At 69.1% G+C, this 20,654-nt stretch carries 21 protein-coding genes, 1 tRNA gene and 1 rRNA gene; 19 read left to right on the forward strand and 4 right to left on the reverse strand.

What is annotated here, in order from left to right:
* Positions 1-152: 152 nt before the first annotated feature.
* From rrf to ACFSJG_RS14900, 19 genes are all read left to right on the forward strand, one after another.
* Positions 153-269 (forward strand): 5S ribosomal RNA (gene rrf / locus ACFSJG_RS14810).
* A gap of 86 nt (positions 270-355) precedes the next feature.
* A complete protein-coding gene (locus ACFSJG_RS14815; RefSeq protein WP_378486003.1) occupies positions 356-1,477 on the forward strand; it encodes a hypothetical protein in 1,122 nt (373 codons plus the stop codon).
* Positions 1,474-2,490, forward strand: coding sequence for an HAD-IIA family hydrolase (locus ACFSJG_RS14820; protein WP_378486004.1), 1,017 nt, complete (start codon positions 1,474-1,476; stop codon positions 2,488-2,490). The genes ACFSJG_RS14815 and ACFSJG_RS14820 overlap by 4 nt, the downstream gene beginning before the upstream one ends.
* A 47-nt stretch (positions 2,491-2,537) precedes the next feature.
* On the forward strand, positions 2,538-2,753 hold the full coding sequence (locus ACFSJG_RS14825; RefSeq protein ID WP_378486005.1) for a hypothetical protein: 216 nt from the start codon (positions 2,538-2,540) through the stop codon (positions 2,751-2,753).
* 1 nt (position 2,754) lies between these two features.
* Complete coding sequence (locus ACFSJG_RS14830) at positions 2,755-3,570, forward strand: TlyA family RNA methyltransferase (RefSeq protein WP_378486006.1); 816 nt, start codon at positions 2,755-2,757, stop codon at positions 3,568-3,570.
* On the forward strand, positions 3,567-4,526 hold the full coding sequence (locus ACFSJG_RS14835; protein WP_378486007.1) for an NAD kinase: 960 nt from the start codon (positions 3,567-3,569) through the stop codon (positions 4,524-4,526). The genes ACFSJG_RS14830 and ACFSJG_RS14835 overlap by 4 nt, the downstream gene beginning before the upstream one ends.
* Entirely contained in the window at positions 4,516-6,291 is a 1,776-nt protein-coding gene (gene recN, locus ACFSJG_RS14840; protein ID WP_378486008.1) for a DNA repair protein RecN, read from the forward strand. Before ACFSJG_RS14835 ends, recN begins: the two co-directional genes overlap by 11 nt.
* Before the next feature lie 137 nt (positions 6,292-6,428).
* Entirely contained in the window at positions 6,429-7,613 is a 1,185-nt protein-coding gene (steA, locus tag ACFSJG_RS14845; RefSeq protein WP_378486009.1) for a putative cytokinetic ring protein SteA, read from the forward strand.
* Positions 7,610-8,551, forward strand: a complete 942-nt coding sequence (locus ACFSJG_RS14850; RefSeq protein ID WP_378486010.1) for a copper transporter — start codon at positions 7,610-7,612, stop codon at positions 8,549-8,551. The genes steA and ACFSJG_RS14850 overlap by 4 nt, the downstream gene beginning before the upstream one ends.
* Positions 8,552-8,690: 139 nt before the next feature.
* Positions 8,691-10,451 (forward strand): CTP synthase, encoded by a 1,761-nt coding sequence (locus ACFSJG_RS14855; protein WP_378486011.1) that lies wholly within the window; start codon positions 8,691-8,693, stop codon positions 10,449-10,451.
* Between the two features lie 7 nt (positions 10,452-10,458).
* Positions 10,459-11,115 (forward strand): NUDIX domain-containing protein, encoded by a 657-nt coding sequence (locus ACFSJG_RS14860; protein ID WP_378486012.1) that lies wholly within the window; start codon positions 10,459-10,461, stop codon positions 11,113-11,115.
* A 1-nt stretch (position 11,116) separates the two neighbouring features.
* Positions 11,117-12,040 (forward strand): site-specific tyrosine recombinase XerD, encoded by a 924-nt coding sequence (xerD, locus tag ACFSJG_RS14865; protein ID WP_378486013.1) that lies wholly within the window; start codon positions 11,117-11,119, stop codon positions 12,038-12,040.
* Positions 12,041-12,161: 121 nt separating this feature from the next.
* Positions 12,162-13,127: a ParA family protein gene (locus ACFSJG_RS14870; RefSeq protein ID WP_378486014.1), complete on the forward strand. Its 966-nt coding sequence runs from the start codon at positions 12,162-12,164 to the stop codon at positions 13,125-13,127.
* Positions 13,128-13,976: a segregation and condensation protein A gene (locus tag ACFSJG_RS14875; RefSeq protein WP_378486015.1), complete on the forward strand. Its 849-nt coding sequence runs from the start codon at positions 13,128-13,130 to the stop codon at positions 13,974-13,976.
* Positions 13,973-14,713 (forward strand): SMC-Scp complex subunit ScpB, encoded by a 741-nt coding sequence (gene scpB / locus ACFSJG_RS14880; RefSeq protein WP_378486016.1) that lies wholly within the window; start codon positions 13,973-13,975, stop codon positions 14,711-14,713. Before ACFSJG_RS14875 ends, scpB begins: the two co-directional genes overlap by 4 nt.
* A 53-nt stretch (positions 14,714-14,766) precedes the next feature.
* Complete coding sequence (locus ACFSJG_RS14885) at positions 14,767-15,807, forward strand: pseudouridine synthase (protein ID WP_378486017.1); 1,041 nt, start codon at positions 14,767-14,769, stop codon at positions 15,805-15,807.
* A 32-nt stretch (positions 15,808-15,839) separates the two neighbouring features.
* The gene (cmk, locus tag ACFSJG_RS14890) at positions 15,840-16,502 is read left to right on the forward strand and encodes a (d)CMP kinase (RefSeq protein WP_378486434.1); all 663 of its coding nucleotides are present in this window, start codon (positions 15,840-15,842) and stop codon (positions 16,500-16,502) included.
* Positions 16,499-17,935 carry a ribosome biogenesis GTPase Der gene (gene der / locus ACFSJG_RS14895; protein WP_378486018.1) on the forward strand — a complete coding sequence of 479 codons (1,437 nt, stop codon included), beginning with the start codon at positions 16,499-16,501 and terminating at the stop codon, positions 17,933-17,935. Before cmk ends, der begins: the two co-directional genes overlap by 4 nt.
* A gap of 87 nt (positions 17,936-18,022) precedes the next feature.
* Positions 18,023-18,096, forward strand: a tRNA-Pro gene (locus ACFSJG_RS14900).
* A gap of 62 nt (positions 18,097-18,158) precedes the next feature.
* Here ACFSJG_RS14900 and ACFSJG_RS14905 read toward each other — a convergent pair.
* From ACFSJG_RS14905 to ACFSJG_RS14920, 4 genes are all read right to left on the reverse strand, one after another.
* Positions 18,159-18,908, reverse strand: coding sequence for a pentapeptide repeat-containing protein (locus ACFSJG_RS14905; RefSeq protein WP_378486019.1), 750 nt, complete (start codon positions 18,906-18,908; stop codon positions 18,159-18,161).
* Positions 18,905-19,420: a DsbA family protein gene (locus ACFSJG_RS14910; RefSeq protein WP_378486020.1), complete on the reverse strand. Its 516-nt coding sequence runs from the start codon at positions 19,418-19,420 to the stop codon at positions 18,905-18,907. The genes ACFSJG_RS14905 and ACFSJG_RS14910 overlap by 4 nt, the downstream gene beginning before the upstream one ends.
* Positions 19,381-20,109 carry a Na+/H+ antiporter NhaA gene (locus ACFSJG_RS14915; protein ID WP_378486021.1) on the reverse strand — a complete coding sequence of 243 codons (729 nt, stop codon included), beginning with the start codon at positions 20,107-20,109 and terminating at the stop codon, positions 19,381-19,383. The genes ACFSJG_RS14910 and ACFSJG_RS14915 overlap by 40 nt, the downstream gene beginning before the upstream one ends.
* Positions 20,110-20,351: 242 nt before the next feature.
* Positions 20,352-20,549, reverse strand: a complete 198-nt coding sequence (locus tag ACFSJG_RS14920) for a ferredoxin (RefSeq protein WP_378486022.1) — start codon at positions 20,547-20,549, stop codon at positions 20,352-20,354.
* Positions 20,550-20,654 lie beyond the last annotated feature (105 nt).

Raw genomic sequence — 20,654 nt, forward strand, 5'->3', positions numbered from 1 at the left:
ACTGGTACTAATAGGCCGAGGACTTACCACAAAGAAGCTACGCGTCCACTGTGCGGTATCTGAAACAACACACGTTGTATCGGATGGAGAACCCACCACATCTTTCGGGTGTGGATGGTTTTCTCTGAATCCGTGTGACAGTTTCACAGAGTTACGGCGGCCATAGCGGAGGGGAAACGCCCGGTCCCATTCCGAACCCGGAAGCTAAGCCCTCCAGCGCCGATGGTACTGCACTCGACAGGGTGTGGGAGAGTAGGACACCGCCGTACATAACATCCGAAAGGGGACCCATACTACTGGGTCCCCTTTCGTGTTTTCATTGACTTGGTTCCGGTTTGTGTTCGAAGGAGACGTTGTGGCGGACAACAACGGAGAGCGTCGATCCCACGGAGGCGACGATTCGGAACGACGTCGCGGTGGTGATCCCTCGCGGGGCGGCCGGCGGCACGACGGACCCCGACGCGACAGCGGCTCCGGTCACCGCGACGACCGCCGTGGCCCCGGTGGCGACCGCCGTGACGGCTCCGGCCGAAGCGAGCAGAGGGGCGCAGGCGGCGACCGACGATCGGGCGGCAGCTACCAGGGCGAACGCGGTGGCGACGATCGCAGATCAGGCGGCGACCGCCGCTCCAGCGGCGGGGAGCGTCGTGACGGTGCTCGCGGCGAGTTCCGTGGCGACCGGCCCGGTGGAGATCGTCGTGGACCGGACCGCCGCAGCGGTGGCCCCCAGCGGCGCGGCGGTGAGGGCGGCTTCGTCCCGCGTCCGCGTGACGGAGGAGCATTTCCCGAACGACGCTCTGCCCGGCCCGACGAGCCGGAACTGCCCGAGGACGTCCAGCCCGGCGAGCTCGATCCGGCTGTCCGTCGTGACCTGCTGAGTCTCGACAAGTCGAACGCAGGCACGGTCGCACGCCACCTGGTGATGGCGAGCAAGCTCATCGAGGACGATCCGACACTCGCGCTGGCTCACGCGCGCGCTGCGCGCAATCGCGCAGGTCGCGTCGCGGTGGTCCGCGAGACCGCCGGCATCGTCGCGTACCACGCCGGCGAATGGGCGGAGGCGCTGTCCGAGCTGCGGGCGGCGCGCCGTATGGCGGGCGGTCCGGGACTTCTCGCCGTCATGGCGGACTGTGAACGTGGCCTCGGTCGACCCGAGCGGGCGATCGAACTCGGACGCAGTGAGGAAGCGCGCGCACTGACCGGTGACGAGGCCACCGAACTGCGGATCGTGGTTGCCGGTGCCCGGATGGATCTCGGGCAGTTCGATCAGGCGGTCGTGACGTTGCAGACCCCCGAACTGGATGCATCGAAGTCCGGACCGACGGCTGCCCGGCTGTTCTACGCGTATGCGGATGCGCTCGTCGCTGCCGGTCGCAAGCAGGACGGGCTGAAGTGGTTCCTCAATGCAGCCGCCGCCGACCACGACGGCGACACGGATGCCGAGGAGCGGGTCGCCGACCTGTCCGACGACCAGTGACAGCAGGCGCCCCCGCCGCCTCGAGGCTGCGCGATCGGTACGACGTTCTGCTGCTCGACCTGGACGGCACCGTCTACGCGGGTGCGGACGCAATCCCCGGGGCGCGGGACGCGCTCGTCGTCGACGGCGGGCCTCGGCTCTTCTACGTCACCAACAATGCCAGCCGAAGCCCGGCGGACGTGGCCGGCCACCTGAACGTACTCGGTTTTCCTGCAACGGAATTCGAGGTCGTGACAAGCTCCCAGTCGGCAGCGCGACTGTTGGCGCAGCAGATCCCCGCCGGGTCTGCGGTGCTCGTCGTCGGAACGGACGCACTCGCGCACGAGGTCGAACTCGTGGGTTTGAATCCGGTCCGGAGCTACGACGACGCTCCCGTCGCGGTGGTGCAGGGACATTCGCCTGACACGGGGTGGCGGATTCTCGCCGAGGCGACACTCGCGATCCGGGCCGGTGCGTACTGGGTCGCATCGAACGTCGACTCCACACTGCCCACCGAGCGCGGTCTGTGTCTCGGCAACGGATCGATGGTCGCGGCGCTGCGGACGGCCACCGGCCGCGCACCCGACGTGGCGGGTAAGCCTGCGCGCCCACTCATGGACGACGCCGTGCGTCGCAGCGGTGCGGAGCGTCCGCTGGTGATCGGCGACCGCATCGACACGGACATCGCGGGTGCGAACGACGCCGGACTCGACTCCCTGCTGGTGTTGAGCGGGGTGAGCACCCCCGCTGATCTGCTCGTCGCGGCGCCGTCCGATCGCCCCACCTATCTCGCACACACGCTCGCGGCGCTGGAGAAGGCCCCTGAGGCACTGCGGATCGCGCCGCATCGTGACGTTTCCGCGCAGGTCGACGGCGCGACGCTGTGGATCGAGGCAGGTGACGACGTCGACGAGTCCGTCGTTCTCCGTGCCGCCCTGGCCGCGGCATGGGAAGCGAACGGCATCGCCGACGTCCGTGGTCGCGGTCCGGTGGCCTCCGCCGTCGCCGACCGGTTGAGCGGCCCGCGGGACTGACGCGGCCGACTGCGCGCTGTCGGGTCGATCGGATAGCGTTGTGTGCGATGAGTACGCCGACACCCAAACCCGGGCAGCACCTGCCGGGTCCGCCCCGGACAGTCGACCCGCAGCAGATCCATGCCGAGGTCGACGATCTCCTCGCGGGTCTGCCCGCCGTCGACTCGCCGGACGACCAGCAGTCGATTCCGCACCAGGCGCACATCCTGGAGCGCGCGCACGAGGTTCTGGTGCAGGCCCTCGAGACCGTGGACAAGATCTGAGGTGGCCAGGCGCGCACGAGTCGACGCCGAACTGGTTCGGCGTGGTCTGGCTCGCTCCAGGGAGCATGCGGCACAGCTGATCGCGGACGGGCGGGTTCTGATCAACGGTTCCGTCGCCGTCAAGCCCGCAACCGGTGTCGAGGCGGGAACTCCGTTGTTGATCACCGAGGAGACCGACGAGGTGTCCTGGGCGTCCCGCGGGGCGCACAAGCTGCTCGGCGCACTGGAGGCGTTCGAGCCGGTGGGGCTGACGGTCTCCGGGAAGCGGTGCCTCGACGCGGGAGCGTCGACGGGAGGGTTCACCGACGTCCTCCTCAGCCGCGGTGCAACCGAGGTGGTTGCGGTGGACGTCGGATACGGACAGCTCGTGTGGAGGCTGCAGTCCGACGACCGCGTGACGGTCGTCGACCGCACCAACGTGCGTTCGCTCGAACCCGGCCAGATCGGCGGTCAGGTCGACGTCGTCGTCGCCGACCTCTCGTTCATCTCGTTGAAGCTGGTGTTGGAGGCGTTCGTGACGTGTGCAGCCGACGGCGCGGATCTGGTGCCGATGGTCAAGCCGCAGTTCGAGGTCGGCAAGGATCGCGTCGGTTCCGGCGGTGTGGTGCGTGATCCGAAATTGCGAGCGGAGGCAGTGCTCGAGGTGTCGCGGGCGGCCGACGGACTGGGTCTGCGCACCCTCGGTGTGGTGGCGAGTCCGCTACCCGGTCCTTCGGGGAACGTCGAGTACTTCCTGTGGTTGCGCAAGCAGGGCGATCCCGGTGCTCCCGATGTCGACGATCTCGTGAGGCGCGCGGTCGAGGAGGGTCCTCAGTGAGTGCGGCTCACCGCGAGATCCTGGTCGTCGCCCACACGGGGCGCGCCGAGATCACCGACACGACGAGACGTATCGCCCGGGTGTTCGCTGCAGCCGGAATCGGGCTGCGCGTGCTCGCGACTCGGACCGACCCGGCGGTGGGGGTGGATCCGGCCGAGCCGACCGAGACGGACGAACTCCACGTCGTCGCCGTGGAGCCGGGCCCCGACGCAGCCGCCGGCTGCGAACTGGTGCTCGTCCTCGGTGGTGACGGAACGTTCCTGCGCGGCGCCGAACTGGCGCGAGCCGCGGACATTCCGGTACTCGGGATCAACCTCGGCCGGATCGGATTCCTCGCGGAGACCGAGGCGGAGCACCTCGAAGAGGCACTCGCTCATCTGATCCGCCAGGACTATCGCGTCGAGCATCGGATGACGATCGACATCGCGATCCGGGTGGACGACGTGATCGTGGACCGGGGATGGGCGCTGAACGAGGCGAGCATCGAGAACGTCTCCCGGCTCGGGGTGCTGGAGTTGGTACTCGAGGTGGACGGCCGGCCGGTGTCGTCGTTCGGGTGCGACGGCGTGCTCGTCTCGACCCCGACGGGTTCGACCGCCTATGCGTTCTCGGCGGGTGGTCCCGTCGTGTGGCCGGAACTCGAAGCGCTGCTGGTGATTCCGAGCAACGCGCATGCACTGTTCGCGCGGCCGCTGGTCACCAGCCCGGAATCGACCATCGCAGTCGAGACCTACGCCGGCGGTCACGACGGTCTGGTGTTCTGCGACGGCAGTCGCACCCTCGAGCTTCCCGCGGGCGGTCGCGTCGAGATCGTCCGCGGAGCGAATCCCGTCAAGTGGATCCGCTTGGACTCGGCACCCTTCGCGGACCGGATGGTGCGCAAGTTCGAACTGCCGGTGAAGGGTTGGCGCGGTCTGCGTGGCCGCGGGGAGGGGGACGATCGGCGTGCTCACTGAACTCCGCATCGATTCGCTCGGCGCGATCGCGTCGGCCGCAGCCCAGTTCCACGAGGGATTCACGGTGCTCACCGGTGAGACGGGCGCGGGCAAGACGATGGTCGTGACCAGTCTCCACCTGCTCGGCGGTGCACGCGCCGACGCGGGCCGCGTGCGGGTGGGAGCCGACCGCGCGGTCGTCGAGGGCCGCTTCTCGACGACGAACGTCGGCGCTCAGACGGCCGCCGACATCGACCGGATGCTCGAGTCGACGGGAGCCGAACGCGACGACGACGGGACGGTCATCGCCGTCCGCACCGTCGCAGCGGACGGTCGGTCCAGGGCGCATCTCGGCGGTCGGAGCGTGCCTGCGGGCGTACTCGCCGACCTGACGACACCCCTGCTGACTGTTCACGGCCAGAACGACCAGCTCCGACTGCAACGTCCAGACCAGCAGCGGCAGGCTCTCGACGAGTTCGGTGGTGCTCCACTCGGTTCACTGCTCGACAAGTACCGCGCCCTGCGGTCGGAGTGGCTGCAGGCGCGCGCCGAGCTGGACGAGCGAACCCGGAGCAGCCGTGAACTCGCGCAGGAGGCGGACCGGCTGGAGTTCGCGCTGAACGAGATCGACGGCGTCGCCCCGCAGCCGGGCGAGGACGTGGCGATCGTCGCCGAGGTCAAGCGACTCGGTGCCCTCGATTCGCTGCGTTCCGCGGCGGCGGAGGCGCAGGCCGCACTGGCAGGCCCCGGGGACCTCGCGGAGGATGCCGGTCCGGGTGCCGTCGGTGCTCTCGACCTGCTCGGCGAGGCCCGCTCACGCGTCGAGTCCGCCGACGACCAGTCACTGACCGCGCTGGCCCCCAGACTCGCCGAGGCGATCACGATCCTCACGGACGTGGCGTCGGACCTGACCGGCTATCTCGAGGACCTGCCTTCGGATCCCGGTGCGCTCGACACCCTGCTGAGCAGGCAGGCCGAGCTGAAGACGCTGACCCGCAAGTACGCGGCGGACGTGGACGGGGTGCTCGACTGGGCAGCGCAGGCCCGCGAGCGGCTCGGCCGCATCGACGTCTCCGCGGATGCACTCGCGTCACTCGCGGCTCGTGTCGACTCGGCTGCGACCGCGCTCGCCGAGGCTGCATCGGCGTTGAGTCGGGCGCGTGCGAAATCGGCGGGCAAGCTCGGCAAGGCCGTGACAGCCGAACTCGCCGGGCTCGCGATGGGGAAGGCGAAGCTCGAGGTCGTGGTCCGACCGATGCCGGCGACCGCTCAGGACTCGGCGCCACTCGACGTCGGCGGTGCGGCAGTGCATGCCGGGTCCGCCGGGGTCGACGAGGTCGAGTTCCGGCTCGCCGCGCACGACGGCGCTCCGTCGCTCATGCTCGGAAAGAGCGCCTCGGGAGGTGAGCTGTCGCGAGTCATGCTCGCGTTGGAAGTGGTGCTCGCGGGCGCACAGTCGGGCGCGACGATGGTGTTCGACGAGGTCGATGCGGGTGTCGGAGGCCGCGCGGCCGTCGAGATCGGGCGACGGCTGGCCCGATTGGCACGCACGCACCAGGTCATCGTCGTCACGCACCTCCCGCAGGTGGCGGCCTTCGCCGACACCCATCTGGTCGTCGACAAGGTCGACGGCAAGCGCGGCGCGGACTCCGGGGTTCGCACGCTCACCGACGACGAACGTGTGGTCGAGCTGGCACGGATGCTGGCCGGCCTCGGAGACACCGAGACGGGGCGCGCCCACGCCGAGGAGCTGCTCGCGACCGCGAGCCTCGAGCGGAAGTCCTGACCGCGGCTGGGCAGCGCGGGGAAGGGACGATCCGCCCACGATTCCGTGTGTCGCTGGTGGTGTTCGTGTGACTCATGAGGTAAAAGGTTCGGCGCGCCTCCCCGCCGCCGGCAGGTCCGAGGGCCATCATCGTGGGCATGAAGATGCCCGCTCTGTTGTCACGAAACACCGAATCGCTGCCGGGAGTGTCCGGCATCGCCAGGGTTGACCGCAACACGGCGAAGCTGCTTCGCCGCGTCGGCCCGGGCGACATCGTCGTCCTCGACGAACTGGACCTCGACCGCGTCACCGCGGATGCGCTCGTCGAGGCCGGCGTCACCGCTGTCGTCAACGCGTCTGCGTCGATCTCCGGTCGCTATCCGAACCTGGGTCCCGAGGTGCTCGTCGCCAACGGGATCGTCCTCGTCGACTCCGTCGGTGAGGAGGTGTTCAAGAAGACCAAGGACGGCTCCAAGGTTCGTCTCCACGAAGGCGGGATCTACACCGGCGAACGACGGCTGGCCGCAGGCGTCGAGCAGACCGAGGCGGAGATCTCGGACCTGATGATCGAGGCGAAGACCGGCTTGGTCGACCACCTCGAGGCGTTCTCGGGTAACACCATCGAGTTCATCCGCACCGAGAGCCCGTTGCTCATCGACGGCGTCGGGGTTCCCGAGGTGGACGTCGAGATGACGGACCGGCACGTGGTGGTCGTCGCCGACGGACCGGACCACGCCGCGGATCTGAAGAATCTGAAGCCGTTCATCAAGGAGTACTCGCCCATCCTGATCGGCGTCGGTGCGGGTGCAGATGCGCTGTCCGCGGCCGGGTATCGCCCGGACCTCATCGTCGGTGATCCGGAGGATGTGACCGCGGCAACCCTCAAATCGGGTGCCGAAGTGGTGCTCCCTGCGGACCCGGACGGCCACGCGCCCGGCCTCGAACGGATCCAGGATCTCGGGATCGGCGCCATGACGTTCCCTGCTGCGGCGGCGCCGGCAGACCTGGCGCTGTTGCTTGCCGATCATCACGGGGCCTCGCTGATCGTCACGGTCGGCACGACCGTCTCCCTCGACGAGTTCTTCGATCGTGGGCGCCGCGAGGACAACCCGGCCGCGTTCATGACGCGGCTCAAGGTCGGCCCGAAACTCGTGGACGCGAAAGCCGTTGCGACGCTGTACCGCAGCAGGGTCTCGGGTGCGGCCGTCGCGCTCCTGGTGCTGGCGGCGCTGACCGCGGTGATCGTCGCCCTCGTCGTGTCGAACGTCGGTGGCGAGGCGATCGACTGGGCCGTGGAGTCGTGGAACAGCTTCGCGATCTGGGTTCAGGGACTCTTCACGTGATTTCTCTGCGTCAACACGCGATCTCGATCGCGGCGATCTTCCTCGCCCTCGCCATCGGAGTGGTTCTGGGGTCGGGAACCCTGTCCGATTCGCTGCTGTCCGGACTGCGTGACGACAAGGCCGAGATGCAGAACCGCATCAACGACCTCACCGACGAGAACAACCAGCTCGGTGAGCAGCTCAGCGCCGCAGACGGGTTCGACGCGGCCGTGGCGGATCGGGTGGTCCGGGACGCACTGACCCAACGGTCGGTCGTCGTCGTCACGACCCCCGACGCGGATCCCGCCGACCTCGACGAGGTGACCCGGCTGATCGGCGCCTCCGGTGGAACGGTGACCGGAAAGGTCGCGCTCACCGAGGCGTTCGTCGACGCCGCGAGCGGCGACCAGTTGCGCACCACCGTCACCAACGTCGTTCCCGCCGGAATCCAGTTGCGCACCGGCGCCGTCGACCAGGGCAGCCTCGCCGGCGATCTCCTCGGCTCGGTACTCCTGCTGAACGCGCAGAGCGCGCAGCCGCAGAGCACGCCGGAGGAACTTGCGCTGGCGCTCGACGCGCTTCGCGCCGGCGGATTCGTCGCCTACGACAACGGGACCGTCGCGCCCGCACAGCTCGCGGTCGTCCTGACCGGAGACGGCGAGGCGGACAGCGGAAACCGTGGCGCAGTCGTCGCGCGGTTCGCGGGCGCGCTCGACGGCCGTGGCGCCGGAACCGTGCTGGCGGGTCGGCCGGCGTCCGCGCAGGGCAACGGGCCGGTCGCGGTCGTTCGATCCGACACCGCACTGTCGTCGGGCGTGTCGACCGTCGACAACGTGGACCGGGAATCCGGTCGGATCACGACGGTCCTCGCGCTGCAGGAGCAGCTCGGCGGTGGTGCGGGCAGGTTCGGGACGGGGCCCAATGCGACGGCCGTCACCGTGGGTGTGCCGCTCGGCTGAGGATCACACGGCCGTTTCGCCGAACGAGGCGTGCCGTGCGCGGCTGCGGGTTGCAAAGGTGTTACCGTGAAGACCCGTGGGTCGGCAGGCCCCAGCTATACCCTTGGTCAAGTCCTGCAAGTCGTCACGGGAGCCCTTCTTGCCACTCTCACGCAGTCATTCGCGTACCGCCACCAAGCACATCTTCGTCAGTGGGGGCGTGGCCTCCTCCCTCGGCAAGGGTCTGACGGCATCCAGCCTCGGACAGCTGCTCACCGCACGTGGACTCCGCGTGACGATGCAGAAGCTCGATCCCTACCTCAACGTCGACCCCGGCACCATGAACCCGTTCCAGCACGGTGAGGTCTTCGTCACCGAGGACGGTGCCGAGACGGACCTCGACGTAGGCCATTACGAGCGCTTCCTCGACCGGGATCTCAACGCGTTCGCCAACGTGACCACCGGCCAGGTCTACTCGTCGGTGATCGCGAAGGAACGCCGCGGTGAGTACCTGGGTGACACGGTCCAGGTCATCCCGCACATCACCGACGAGATCAAGTCCCGGATCCTCGCGATGGCGGGTGCCGACGCGCAGGGCCACGTTCCCGACGTCGTGATCACCGAGATCGGTGGCACGGTCGGTGACATCGAGTCTCAGCCGTTCCTCGAGGCGGCACGTCAGGTCCGGCACGACGTGGGACGGGACAACGTCTTCTTCCTGCACGTCTCGCTGGTGCCGTACCTCGGCCCGTCCGGCGAGCTCAAGACCAAGCCGACGCAGCACTCGGTTGCCGCGCTGCGCAACATCGGTATCCAGCCGGATGCGCTGATCCTGCGATGCGACAGGGACGTCCCCGAGGCGCTCAAGCGCAAGATCGCGCTCATGTGCGACGTCGACGTCGACGCCTGTATCTCCACCCCGGACGCCCGCTCCATCTACGACATCCCGAAGGTGCTGCACAGCGAGGGACTCGACGCGTACGTGGTTCGTCAGCTGGGGCTGCCGTTCCGCGACGTGGACTGGTCGGTCTGGGGCGACCTGCTCGAGCGCGTCCACAACCCGCGCGAGAGTGTGCGGGTGGCGCTGGTCGGCAAGTACGTCGACCTGCCCGACGCCTACCTGTCCGTGACCGAGGCGCTGCGCGCCGGCGGGTTCGCGCACCGTGCGAAGGTCGAGATCGACTGGGTGCCGTCCGACGTGTGCGAGACGGAGGCCGGCGCGCAGGAGGCGCTGGGCGAGGTCGACGCAGTCCTGATTCCCGGCGGCTTCGGCATCCGCGGCATCGAGGGCAAGCTCGGTGCCATCCGGTACGCGCGGACCCGCAAGATTCCTCTCCTCGGGCTGTGCCTCGGCCTGCAGGCCGTCGTCATCGAGGCCGCCCGGTCGGTCGGACTCACCGACGCGAACTCCGCCGAGTTCGAGCCGGACACGACCCACCCTGTCATCTCCACGATGGCGGATCAGGAGGACATCGTCGCGGGTGAGGCGGATCTCGGCGGCACGATGCGCCTGGGCGCCTACCCGGCCGTCCTCGAGAAGGGCTCGGTCGTCGCCCGCGCGTACGGCAGCGAGACCGTCTCCGAGCGGCACCGACACCGCTACGAGGTGAACAACGCGTATCGCGACCGGATCGCCAAGTCGGGCCTGAAGTTCAGCGGCACCTCTCCGGACGGCCACCTCGTCGAGTTCGTCGAGTTGCCCGCCGACAAGCACCCGTTCTTCGTTGCGACGCAGGCACATCCGGAGCTCAAGAGCCGTCCCACCCGCCCGCACCCGCTGTTCGCGGCGTTCATCGGGGAGGCCGTGAAGTACAAGGTGGCCGAGCGACTCGAGGTCGACGTGCATGCCGGAAACGGCAAGGCGGCCACCGTCGCAGCCGAGCCGGTCGGTGAGGACGCGACCGACGTCACCGCGGGCTGACCTGCCCGTGGAACCCGAACAGGGTCTGTCGACGGAACCCGGACGGCACGACTTCGACACGCTCGACAGTCGGACGGTGTACGAGGGCGCGATCGTCGCGCTCCGGGTGGACCGTGTCGCGATGCCGGGCGGCGTGGCCGCGAACCGTGAGGTGGTCGAGCACCACGGAGCGGTCGCGGTCGTCGCCGTCGACGAGCGGGACCGCCTCGTGCTGATCGACCAGTACCGGCATCCGCTCGGACGCCGGATCCGCGAACTGCCCGCCGGGCTGCTCGACGCGGCGGGGGAGGACCCGGTCGACGCGGCGCGGCGCGAGCTCGCCGAGGAGACCGGTCTCGCCGCCGACACCTGGTCGGTGCTCGTCGACGTCGCGGTGTCGCCCGGGTTCACCGACGAGGCGATCCGGGTCTACCTGGCGACCGGCCTGACCGTCGTGGACCGTCCCGACCCGGAACACGAGGAAGCCGACCTCGAGATCACCCGGGTCTCCGTCGACGACGCCGTCGCCCAGGCGCTGTCCGGTGAGATCGTCAACGCCACCGCACTGGCCGGAATCCTCGCGCTGGCGGCACTGCGCGCGGGAGGTGGGACCGAGGGCAGACCGGTCGACTCGCCGTGGCCGGACCGGCCGACCGCGTTCGACCGCCGCGGGGACGGCTCCTGAGGTGCTCGCGCAACAGGTGTCGAGCTACCTGGACCACCTCGCCGTCGAGCGAGGCGTGGCAGCGAACACCCTTGTGTCGTACCGCCGCGACCTGGAGCGCTACAGCGAGTACCTGACCAGCCGCGGCATCGACGACCTCGACAGGGTCGCGCAACGGCACGTGACCGACTTCGTCGTCGTGTTGCGTCGCGGTGACACCTCGAACGGCGTGCGGCCGCTGGCGCCTGCGTCGGCGGCTCGCGCGCTCATCGCCGTGCGGGGGTTGCACAAGTTCGCGACGGCGGAGGGTTTCACCAGGACGGACGTCGCGCACGGCGTCAAGCCGCCGTCCCCGAGCCGGCGGCTGCCGAAGTCGCTGCCCGTGGACCAGGTGCTGGCACTCCTCGAATCGACGGGGGGAGAGGACGCCGGTGACCAACCGCGCGCGTTGCGGGACCGTGCGCTGCTCGAGCTCCTGTACTCGACCGGCGCCCGCATCTCCGAGGCCGTCGGACTCGATCTCGATGACATCGACGCCGTCGATCGGGCGGTGCTGCTGCGTGGCAAGGGCGGCAAGGAGCGCATCGTCCCGATCGGCAGGCCGGCGCTCGCGGCCCTCGAGGCGTATCTGGTCCGGGGTCGACCCGCTCTGGTGTCCCGTGGCGGTCCCGCGGTGTTCCTCAATTCCCGTGGTGGGCGGTTGACGAGGCAGAGCGCCTGGCAGGTGCTCCGGTCTGCGGCCGACCGGGTGGGTCTCGCCGACGGCGTCTCCCCGCACACCCTGCGGCATTCCTTCGCCACTCACCTCCTCGACGGCGGCGCCGACGTGCGCGTCGTCCAGGAGTTGCTCGGCCACGCGTCCGTGACGACGACGCAGATCTACACGCTGGTCACGATCAGCTCGCTCTGGGAGGTCTGGGCCGGCGCCCATCCTCGCGCCCGTTAGGGGTGCCGACGTGCTCGTGACGCAGGTCGCCGGGCGCGCCGCGTGTCCGTGACGGCATCCGGGGAGCCAGGCGGTAGCGTCGTGGGCGAGCATGCACGAGCGAGGAAGGGGCCATCGAACCGTGATGACACCTCAGCCGCCCTCGGCGACGTCGGCAGACGGCTTCGCCGGAGGGGGCGCCCCCACCGACACCGACCACCCGTTCCTCACGCCACAGCAGACCTCCGACGACCCGCCCGGCGGTGACCCCGAACTCGGCCCGACCGGCCGCCCACTGCGTGTGATTCCCGATCCGCAGCCCCTGACCTCGCACGGTCCGGCCAAGGTGATCGCGATGTGCAACCAGAAGGGCGGAGTGGGCAAGACGACCTCCACGATCAATCTGGGCGCGTCGCTGGCCGAGCAGGGACGCCGTGTCCTGCTCGTCGACCTCGACCCGCAGGGTGCGCTGTCCGCAGGTCTGGGTGTCGCCCACAACGACCTCGAACTGACGGTCCACAACCTCCTCGTCGAACGCAAGGTCTCGATCGACGATGTGCTGATGCGTACCCGTGTCGAGAACCTCGACCTGCTGCCGAGCAATATCGACCTGTCCGCCGCGGAGATCCAGCTCGTCACCGAGGTGGGGAGGGAGCAGTCGCTGGGACGGGCGCTGTATCCGGTGCTCGACCGCTACGACTACATCCTGATCGACTGCCAGCCGTCGCTGGGCCTGCTCACCGTCAACGCTCTGGCCTGCGCCGAGGGTGTGATCATCCCGATGGAATGCGAGTACTTCAGCCTGCGCGGGCTCGCGCTCCTCAATGACACCGTCGAGAAGGTCCGAGACCGGCTGAACCCCCGGCTGCAGATGTCTGGCATCGTCGTCACCATGTTCGACGCCCGGACCCTGCACGCCCGCGAGGTGATGACGCGCGTCGTCGAGGTGTTCGGGGATCTGGTCTACGACACCGTGATCAGCCGCACCGTCCGGTTCCCGGAAACGAGTGTCGCGGGTGAACCCATCACGACGTGGGCGCCGAAATCCGGTGGTGCGCAAGCCTATCGGTCCTTGGCACGTGAAGTGATCGCGCGGTCCGGTCGGTAGATGGATTCCACCGACTCCACCGAGGGCACCGGGGAGGGCGGCGGCTTCCGGGTCCGGCTACGGAACTTCGAAGGACCCTTCGACCTGTTGCTGACGCTGATCAGTCAGCGGCGCCTCGACGTCACCGAGGTCGCGTTGCACCAGGTGACCGACGACTTCATCGCGTACACCCGCGCGCTGAGCGCCGATCTGGAGTCCCAAGGGGCCGGTGCGGGCAACGTCCTCGACCAGACCACCGAGTTCCTCGTCGTCGCGGCCACGCTCCTCGACCTCAAGGCTGCACGGCTGCTGCCTGCGGGCGAGGTCGAGGACGCCGAGGACCTCGCACTGCTGGAGGCGCGGGACCTGCTCTTCGCCCGCCTGCTGCAGTACCGGGCGTTCAAGCAGATCGCGCAGCTGTTCGCCGAGCTCGAGTCCGCGGCGTTGCGCCGCTACCCGCGCGCGGTCGCGCTGGAGGAGCGGTACGTCGGACTGTTGCCCGAGGTGCTGCTCGGCGTCGACGCCACCGCCTTCGCGGACATCGCCGCCGCCGCTCTCGCCCCACGTCCGGTGCCGACGGTCGGGCTCGACCATCTGCACGCGTCGCCCGTCTCGGTGCCGGAGCAGGCGGCGATCGTCCTCGACATGCTCAGGGAGCGCGGTGAGGGTGCGTGGGCAGGGTTCGGCGACCTCGTTGTGGGGTGCGAGGCGACGGTGCAGATTGTCGCCCGGTTCCTGGCGTTGCTGGAGCTCTACCGCCAGCGGGCGGTGGCGTTCGAGCAGCTCGAGCCGCTCGGCGATCTGCTGGTGAGTTGGACGGGTGAGGGCGACGACGCACGGGTGCTGGTGAGCGCGGAGGACTACGGATGAACGAGGCAGAGGTCGACGCAGTGGATGCGATCGACGACGACCCGACCGAGGCGGTCGACGCGTCCGCGGCCGCGGAGACAGGGAACGACGAGGCCGACGCCCTCGACGACGACGAACTCGAGGCCGCGCTCGAGGCGGTCCTGCTCGTCATCGACGCGCCCGCCGCGACCGCGGCGCTCGCCTCCGCGGTGGGGGAGCCTGCGGCCCGCGTCGAGCAGATGCTGCGCCGGATGTCTGGTGCGTTGACGGCCCGCCGCAGCGGGATCGACCTGCGGCCGGCGGCCGAAGGGTGGCGGTTCTACACCCGCAACGAGTACGCCCCCTACGTGGAGCGACTGCTGCTCGACGGCGCTCGGTCGAAGCTCACACGTGCAGCGTTGGAAACATTGGCCGTAGTTGCGTACCGTCAACCTTTGACCCGTGCACGGGTGAGCGCGGTGCGCGGAGTGAACGTCGACGGCGTCATGCGCACCCTCATCGCCCGGGGTCTGATCGCCGAGGCCGGGAACGATCCCGACACCAACGCGACCACATATGCGACGACCGAGCTGTTCCTGGAACGGCTCGGGTTGTCCTCGCTGGCGGATCTGCCGCCGGTGGCACCTTTGCTGCCCGATGTCGACGTGATCGACGACATCAGCGAGGACATGGAGTCCGACCCGCGTTTCGCGAAGCTGCGACGCGCGCAACCGGATGCCCAACCCGTCGTCGACACGGGAGTCGACGACGACAACTGACCGGGTGAACGGAACCGTTCACCCGGATGCTGAGAAGTGAACAGGAAAGAAAAGTGAACAGATCCGCTCGCCGTGATGGCACACCGGACAGGGGCAGGGGTAAGCCCGCCCGCAGCACGACAGGCAAGAAGGACGCCCCGCGCGGGGCAACCGGAGGCGCTTCGCGCACCGGCGGACCGAAGAAGCCGCACCGCGGTCAGTCCACGACCGCAGGCGCAGCCGGCGCGACCAACAAGCGTGGCAAGCCGAAGCAGGCGAAGCCGCAGCGCCAGCAGGTGCCGGTGAGCCCGAAGATCAGCAACGCCAAGCCGGCGCGTCACCAGCACACCGAGAGTGTCGCTCCCAAGCAGCTCGCCGTGGGCGAGGGCGTGCGCCTGCAGAAGGTGCTCGCGCAGGCGGGTGTCGCATCGCGCCGCGCCGCCGAGGAACTCATCGAGCAGGGGCGCGTCGAGGTCGACGGCGCCATCGTCATCGAGCAGGGCCTGCGCGTCGATCCCGAGAACGCAGTGGTCCGCGTCGACGGCATTCGTGTCGTCGTGAAGAAGGACCTCGTGCACATCGCGCTGAACAAGCCGCGAGGCTGGCAGTCCACCATGTCGGACGACCTGGGTCGCCCGTGCATCGGTGACATCGTGTCCGAGCGGGTGTCCGCAGGGCAGCGGCTCTTCCACGTCGGACGTCTCGACGCCGACACCGAGGGCCTGATCCTGCTGACCAACGACGGCGACCTCGCGCACAGGCTGATGCACCCGTCCTTCGAGGTGCCGAAGACGTACCTGGCGACCGTCAACGGCGTCGTCGACCGCAGCCTCGGCCGCACGCTCAAGGCCGGTGTCGAGCTGGAGGACGGTCCCGCGAAGGTCGACTCGTTCCAGCTGCTCGACGTCAGCGGCAAGCAGTCCCTGGTGCGAATCGTGCTGCACGAGGGTCGCAAGCACATCGTGCGCCGGCTCCTCGAGGCCGTAGGGCACCCGGTGGTTCGGCTGGTTCGGACCGACATCGGTTCCGTGGCACTCGGTGACGGACGCCCGGGCACCCTGCGGGTGCTGGGCCGCGGTGAGGTCGGCAGCCTCTACAAGGCGGTGGGCCTGTGAGCGACGACGTGACGACACCGCTCGTCGTCGCCATGGACGGACCGGCGGGCACCGGGAAGTCGAGCGTCTCGCGCCGGCTCGCCGTCGCCCTCGCCGCACGCTACCTGGACACCGGCGCGATGTACCGGATCGCGACGCTGAATGTGCTGCGGTCCGGGGTGGACGTCGACGATGTCGACGCCGTGTCCGCCGCGACGGAGGCGCTCGTCCTGTCGGTCGGCACCGATCCGGCGTCGGACCGCGTGCTGCTGTCCGGCGAGGATGTCACCGACGAGATCCGTGGCGCAGCCGTCACCGCGGCCGTGTCGGCGGTGTCCGCAGTACCGCGGGTGCGAGAGCTCCTCGTCGACAAGCAGCGGGAGTTCATCGGGCAGCACCCGCGAATCGTCGTGGAGGGACGCGACATCGGGACCGTCGTCCTGCCGGGCGCGGACGTGAAGGTGTACCTCACGGCGTCGGCCGAGGCCCGCGCCGCGCGGCGCAACGCGCAGAACGTCGCGGAGGGCCGCGGCGACGACTACAACGCCGTGCTCGCCGACGTGCAGCGGCGCGATCACCTCGACTCGACCCGTGCGGTGTCACCGTTGCGACCCGCGGACGACGCGGTGCTCGTGGACACCAGCGAGATCGGGATCGACGACGTGATCGACCGGCTGCTGACGGTGGTTCGGGACAGGACTGGAGTGGTGCAGTGAGCGACGAGTTCGAATTCGGCGGAGACGCCTACGCCGGAGACGGCATCTGGAGCGAGGAATCCGACTGGGACATCGCCGATCTCGAGTCGGGGGTGGAGGACGAGGAACACATCGCCGTCCCGACCCTGGCGATCGTCGGTCGGCCCAACGTCGGCAAGTCGACCCTCGTGAACCGCATCATCGGACGCCGCGAGGCCGTCGTCGAGGACATCCCCGGAGTCACCCGCGACCGTGTGTCCTACGACGCGAACTGGGCCGGTCGCCGATTCATGGTGCAGGACACCGGTGGGTGGGAGCCGGACGCGAAGGGACTGCAGCAGTCCGTGGCGCGTCAGGCGGAATTGGCGATGGGGACCGCGGACGCGATCATCCTGGTCGTCGACGCGGTCGTCGGTGCCACCGCCACAGACGAAGCCGTGGCGCGAGTGCTGCGGCGGTCGAAGACACCGGTGCTGTTGGTGGCCAACAAGGTCGACGACGAGCGCACCGAGGCGGAAGCGGCGGCCCTGTGGTCGCTCGGTCTCGGTCAGCCGTACCCGGTCAGCGCCATCCACGGGCGCGGCACCGGTGACCTCCTCGACGAGGTGCTGGCCGTGCTGCCGGAGACGCCCCGAGAGGGCACCGGTGGGCAGGGTCCGCGTCGCGTCGCGCTGGTCGGCAAGCCGAACGTGGGCAAGTCGAGCCTGATCAACAAGCTGTCCGGTGACGAGCGTTCCGTTGTGCACAACGTCGCGGGCACCACCGTCGATCCCGTCGACTCGCTCGTCGAGCTCGGTGGCAAGGTGTGGCGCTTCGTCGACACCGCAGGTCTGCGCCGCAAGGTCAGCCACGCGAGCGGGCACGAGTTCTACGCGTCGCTGCGCACCAAGTCGGCGATCGAAGCAGCCGAGGTCGCGATCCTGCTGATCGACGCGTCGCTGCCGATCACCGAACAGGACCTGCGGGTGCTGTCGATGGTCGCCGAGACCGGTCGCGCTCTGGTGCTGGCGTTCAACAAGTGGGACCTCGTCGACGAGGACCGCCGGTTGATGCTGGAGAAGGAGATCGACCGGGAACTGGTGCGGGTCCCGTGGGCGCAGCGCGTCAACATCTCCGCCCACACAGGTCGGGCCGTGCAGAAGCTCGTTCCGGCGTTGGAGACGGCGCTGGAGTCGTGGGACAAGCGGGTCCCGACGGGCCGGCTCAACACGTGGCTCAAGGAGGTCGTCGCGGCGACGCCACCGCCGATGCGGGGTGGACGACTGCCTCGCATCCTGTTCGCGACGCAGGCGAGCACGCGCCCGCCGACGTTCGTGCTCTTCACGTCGGGATTCCTGGAGGCGGGTTACCGCCGGTTCCTCGAGCGCCGGCTGCGTGAGGAGTTCGGCTTCGACGGCAGCCCCGTCCGCATTTCGGTGCGGGTGCGCGAGAAGCGGGACCGCAAGAAGCGCTGAACCTGACGCGACGGGCCGCGTGACCAGCCGATTCGCTCTTGGGAGTGCCACTGATGTAATCTCATCGAGCGCCCGCAAGGGAGTGGACGGGCTGTGGCGCAGCTTGGTAGCGCACCTGACTGGGGGTCAGGTGGTCGCAGGTTCAAATCCTGTCAGCCCGACAGAAAAGCCCTGGTGAGAGTTTCTCACCAGGGCTTCTTTGTGTTCGGGGGAGCGGGTGCCGCTACTCGGGATCCAGCGGCATGGTGGCCGAGTCCCCGGCCGTCACTCCTCGCGCATAGCGCGCCACGTAGCGGTCGAGCGCGGCCTCCGCGTCCGTCTCGCCGTCCCATCGGTCGGCCGTCGCGACACCGTCGATCGTCGTCCGCATCACCCTGGACATGCCGAACTCGATGTCGGTTCGGGTGAAGGCACACCGCTCGAACGTCGTCGTGGCCGAGAACCTCGCGTCCCGAAACATGCAGTCGACGAACGAGGCGTCACGGAATTCGGCACCGGAGAGGTCGGCGCCGTCGAACACGCACCGCTCGAAGCGAGTGTTGGGAACCGAGCGGAGCCTGCGCGCTGTCGCGCCGGTGAAATCGCAGTCGACGACAGTCGGCCCGACCGCCAGCCGACTGAGGGTGGCGTCGCGAAAGGTGCACCGCTCGACGCGACGGTTGACACGGGGCTGCCGGGTGAGCGCGACGGAGTCGAACCGGCAGTCGAACAGGTCGGATTCGAACGCAGAGATCGCGCCGCGGGCGAAGCTCAGGTCGACGTTGTGCAGGGTGACGAATCGGATGTCGAGGCCACCGTCGCCGACGGTGAGGCCACGCAGATCGACGAGCCCGTCGTCGGTCTGCGGCCACCGGGCGGCGACGGTGTGCGGGGGTGTCACGATCCGCGACTGGGCGAGCAGCTGCCCACGCAGGTCGTCGACGTCCGAGTCCGACCAACGCCGCCGCAGTGTGGTGATTGCCGACCTGTTCACGGCTCCGAATCGTATCGACCGTCACCGGCCCGGAGCGCGCGGATCAAGGCACGCGCATCGTAGGGTCCGACGTGACGCCGGCCGTTGACGAAGAACGTCGGGACCGCGGAGATGTTCATCGCCTCGGCATCGAGTAGATCGGACTGCACCCGGGCGGTGACGGCAGGAGCCGTCAGGTCCGACTCGAACCGCTCCACGTCGAGATTCAGGTCCCGTGCGCGGCGGACGATGTCGGCGGGCCGCTGGTTCTCCTGGTCCGCGAACAGGCTCCGGGCGTAGGCGAAGAAGGAGCCCTGGGCCGCGGCAGCCTCGGCCGCCTCCGCTGCCGCCAGCGCGTTCGGGTGATACCGGGTGAGCGGAGCGTGCCGCCAGATGTAGCGCAGCTCGTCGCCGAGTTCCCGCCGCACCTCGTCGATCGACCCTGACGCACGCAGGCAGAGGCCGCACTGGAAGTCGCCGTACTCGACGATCGTCAGTGGTGCGTCGTTCGGGCCGGAACAGTGGTCCCGCACCGGATCCACGGGACGCAGCAAGGTCTTTCCGATTTCCTCGGTCGGGCGGATGGCGTCGGAGATTCGGAACAGGATCGCGCCAGGACGAAGGCGATGACGGAGGCCGCGAGTACGCCGACGCGCGCCTCGTTCTGTGTCGCGGGGTCCTCGATCGCGAGTCCGACGATGAACAGGGAGATCGTGAACCCGATGCCGCACAGTGCGCCGCCGCCCGAAATGCGGTCGAGTGTGAGACCGGGGCCGAAGTCTCCGATCCGCAGCAGCCGCAGGACGACTGCGGATCCGTTGGGTGACTGGCGGAACGTGTGCGCCATCTCAAGTGCCTGCTCGACCTCACGCGGGTCCGGCCGGTACACCGGAACGAGCAGGGCGATCGCGACGCCGGCCAGCGTCGGGTGGACCCCGGACGCGAGGAACGCGAACCACACGACCACCGCCAGTGTCACGTACGTAGGTCCGCGGGTTCGCGGTGGGTAGCGGGTGCACCACACGCCGACGAGCCCGAGTGCCGCGACGGCGAGCGGCATCGGGTCGAAGTCCTCCGTGTAGGCGAGGGCGATGATCGACAGCGCCCCGATGTCGTCGACGACTGCCAGGGCGAGGAGGAACACGCGTAGCCGGCCCGCCACCCGAGGACCGATCAGTGCGAGCGCGCCGACGAGAAACGCGGTGTCCGTGGAGATCACCACGCCCCACGCGTGTTCGTAGCCGGACCGGATGCGACGAGGATCCGCGCTGCCACGGAGATGCGGCGTTCGGTACGCGCAGGGGGCCGTTCGGGATCGGGCGAACGCCGGATCACGGTCAGGTCGCTCATGGGATCGCCCCCCCGGATCAGCCGGGCGGCGGGTGTCGCCGCACGACGCTGGATGCTATGGCGACCGGTGTCCGAGCGCTCAGAGACCGACCGGCGTGGTCGGTCCCGCGGGCTTCAGGACTCGGGATCGAGCGACAGGGCCGCAGACGGGCACGCTGCCACTGCTGCACGGGCAACGGCGTCGTCCAGGTTCGTCACGGCGGCGTGGTCGACGGTGACGTACCCGTCGTCGTTGACCTCGAACGCGTCCGGTGCTGCGGCTTCGCACATTCCGTGTCCGACGCACCGGGAGGTGTCCACCACGACACGCATCGTCGAGCTCCTGTCGTCGACTTCGGGGTTTCGCCCCCACCGTTCGTAGCTACTACGGTAAGTGCGACGGTAATTATCGCAACAATGTCCTGTCAACCTTACCGT

The sequence above is a fragment of the Rhodococcus gannanensis genome, assembly GCF_042681175.1.
GTDB classification, from domain to species: Bacteria; Actinomycetota; Actinomycetes; order Mycobacteriales; family Mycobacteriaceae; genus Rhodococcus_G; species Rhodococcus_G gannanensis.